2 protein-coding genes are annotated in these 3,528 nt (G+C 73.6%); both read left to right on the top strand.

Going from position 1 to position 3,528, the window contains the following annotated elements:
- On the top strand, positions 1-1,664 hold a 1,664-nt coding region (locus IH25_RS0136650; protein WP_030621276.1), incomplete at its 5' end, for a phosphopantetheine-binding protein.
- Positions 1,665-1,705: 41 nt separating this feature from the next.
- Positions 1,706-3,528 (top strand): type I polyketide synthase (locus IH25_RS0136645; RefSeq protein WP_030621274.1); only part of this gene is annotated, 1,823 nt, incomplete at its 3' end.

The raw sequence follows: 3,528 nt of genomic DNA, 5'->3' as shown, positions 1-3,528 counted from the left end.
ATTGGGCGGAGCAGATCCGTGGCACGGTGCGTTTCGCCGATGCCGTCTCCGTGCTGGCCGAGCGCAACGTCACGGCCTTCGTAGAGATCGGCCCCGACGGAGTGCTCACCGCGCTGGCCCAGGAGGCACTGGACGACGCGCCCTTCGTACGGCCGCTGCTGCGGCGCGACCAGCCCGAATGCGCGACCGTCGTCCGGGCGGTCACCGACCTGCACGACCTGGGCGTACCGGTGGACTGGCCGGCCTTCTTCGCCGGCACCGGTGCGCGCCGCACCGGCCTGCCCACCTACGCCTTCCAGCACCGGCGGTACTGGCTGGACGCGGGGCGGGACACCGCCGACGCGAGCGCGTGGGGACTGAACCCGACCGGCCACCCCTTCCTGGGCGTCGCCGTGCCCCTGGCCCGGAAGGACGGCGCGGTGTTCAACGGCACCCTGTCACCGGAGCGCGTCCCGTGGCCGGCCGGCCCCGTGCCCGGCGACACCACCGTGCTGCCCACCGCGGCCCTGGTGGAGATGGCGATCCGCGCCGGTGACGAGTTCGGCTGCGACGTACTGCGGGAACTCACCGTCACCGCACCCCTGGTGGTGCCCGCCGGGAGCACCGTCCACGTCCAGGTCGCCGTCGGCGCGGCCGACGCGGACGGCGACCGCCCGGTGACCCTGTTCGCCCGCCATCCGGACGGCCCGTGGGAGGAACTCGCCGGGGGAACCCTCGGGACGGGCCCCGCACCCGACGCACCGGCCACCGAGGCCGCGTCCCACGAGATCGAACTCCCCGAGGAACTCCGCGCGGAGGCAGCCGCGTTCGGACTGCACCCGGTCCTGCTGGACGCGGCCGTCGGCACTCCCCCGGACGACCCCGCCCCGGGCCATGTCGCGGTGGCGGCCGAGTGGCGTGGGGTGCGCCTCCACGCGGCCGGCGCCACGGCGGCGCGGGTGGTGCGCACCGACACCGGCGACGGCGGGCCGGCGCTGCGGCTGACCGATCCGGCCGGCGAACTCGTCGCCACCGTGGACTCGGTCACGTTCCGCGACCTCCCCGAACCGCTGTTCACCCGGGCCGGGAGCGCAGCGCCCGCGACGGGCGGCGAACCGGTCAAGGCGCCCGCGCGGCGCCGCGCCGGGACACCGGCCCAGCCGGAGCGCACGCTCGCGGACCGGCTGGCCGGGCTGAGCGAGACCCAGCGGTACGACCTCGTCTCCGAGGTGGTGCGCGACACGATGGCGGCGGTCCTCGGCCACACCGACCCCGCTGCCATCGACGAGGAACGCCCCTTCCAGGAACTGGGCTTCGACTCCCTGACGGCCGTCGACCTGCGCAACCGGCTCCGCCGCGCCACCGGACTCGGCCTGGCCGCCACGGCGGTCTTCGACCATCCGACACCGGGTGCGCTGACCACCCACATGCTCGCGCAACTCGCCCCGGGGGCGCGGGAGACGACCGTCGCCCTGGAACTCGACCGGCTGGAAGCCGCCCTGGGCTCGATCCCGCCGGAGAGCGACGACCACGCCGCCGTGGCGGAACGGCTGCAGTCCCTGCTGTCCCGGCTGCACATCCCCCGGCCGCAGGCGGCGGACCGGCGGCCCGCACAGATCGAGTCCGCCTCGGCGGACGAGATCTTCGACCTGATCGACAACGAACTCGGCCGTACGTCCGGCTGACCAGTCACACCTATTCGGTTCCGAGGAGATGTGGGTGTCCCATGGCTGACCCAGACAAGGAAGAGAAGCTCGTCGAGTACCTCAAATGGGTGACTGCCGATCTTCAGAAGACCCGCCGGAAGCTGGCCGAGCTGGAAGCGAGCACCACCGAACCGATCGCGATCGTGGGCATGGCCTGCCGCTACCCGGGCGGGGTCGCCTCCCCCGGGGACCTGTGGCGGCTGGTGGCCGACGAGACCGACGCCATCTCGCCCTGGCCCACGGACCGCGGCTGGGACATCGAGGGACTGTACGATCCGGAGCCCGGCACACCGGGCACGTCCTACGTCAGGGAGGGCGGCTTCCTCGACGGCGCGACCCGGTTCGACGCGGAGTTCTTCGGCATCTCGCCCCGCGAGGCGCTGGCGATGGACCCCCAGCAGCGGGTGCTCCTGGAGACCGCGTGGGAGACCTTCGAACAGGCGGGCATCGATCCCGCGCCGCTCAAGGGCAGCCCGACCGGTGTCTTCGTCGGCGTGGTGGAGGAGAGCTACCTGGGCCTTGACGCCCCCGTGGAACTCCAGGGCCACCTGATGACCGGCAAGCTGAGCAGCGTGGCATCGGGACGCATCGCCTACACCTTCGGGTTCGAGGGCCCGGCGGTGTCGGTCGACACCGCGTGCTCCTCCTCCCTCGTGGCGCTGCACCTCGCGGTGCAGTCGCTGCGGACCGGCGAGTGCGACCTGGCCCTGGCCGGCGGCGCCACCGTGAACGGCGACCCCGGCGGCTACGTCGACTTCTCCCGGCAGCGCGGGCTGGCGCCGGACGGGCGGATCAAGTCCTTCTCGGCGGCGGCGGACGGGACCGCGTGGTCGGAGGGTGTGGGGCTGTTGCTGGTGGAGCGTCTGTCGGACGCGGAGCGCAACGGGCATCGGGTGCTGGCGGTGATCCGGGGTTCGGCGGTCAATCAGGACGGTGCGTCCAACGGGCTGACGGCGCCCAATGGTCCGGCGCAGGAGCGGGTGATCCGGCAGGCCCTGGCCAACGCGGGTCTGACCGCCGCCGACGTGGACGCCGTCGAGGCGCACGGCACCGGGACGAGGCTGGGCGATCCCATCGAGGCGCAGGCCCTCATCGCCACCTACGGCCAGGACCGCCCCGCCGGCCGCCCCCTCCACCTCGGCTCCCTGAAGTCCAACATCGGACACACCGTCGCGGCGGCCGGGGTCGGCGGAGTCATCAAGATGGTGCAGGCGATGCGTCACGGCGTACTGCCGCGCACCCTGCACATCGATGAGCCGACCCCGTTCGTGGACTGGGATTCGGGTGCGGTCCGCCTTCTGACCGAGGCCACCGACTGGCCCCGCAAGGACGACGGCGGCCCCCGGCGCGCGGCCGTCTCCGCCTTCGGCGTGAGCGGTACGAACGCGCACGTCATCCTGGAGCAGGCACCCGAGCCCGCCATCGATGCCGCCGGCGAGGAGGAGGGCGCCGGTGAGGGTGCCGTCGTGCCGCCGTGTCTGCCGTGGTTGCTGTCGGCCAAGTCCCCCAAGGCTCTGGCGGCCCAGGCCCGGCGGCTGCTGGAGCACATCGAGGGGCTCGGCCCGGACGCCGCCCCGGTCGACCTGGCGTACTCGCTGGCGGTGACCCGCAGCGCGCTGGAGCACCGTGCCGTCCTGGTCGCCCCGGCCGACACCCACCCCCGCGAACAGCTCCGGGCCCTCGCCGACGGCACCCCCGCACCCGACACCGCGATCACGACGCCCGAATCCCGACGGGGCAAGGTCGCCTTCCTGTTCACGGGGCAGGGGGCGCAGCGGGTGGCGATGGGGCGGGAGTTGTATGGGGTGTTTCCGGTGTTCGCGGAGGCGTTCGATGCGGCGTG

The organism is Streptomyces achromogenes subsp. achromogenes (assembly GCF_000720835.1).
In the GTDB taxonomy this organism is placed as follows: Bacteria; Actinomycetota; Actinomycetes; order Streptomycetales; family Streptomycetaceae; genus Streptomyces; species Streptomyces achromogenes.
This window is presented reverse-complemented; position numbering and strand designations above follow the sequence as displayed.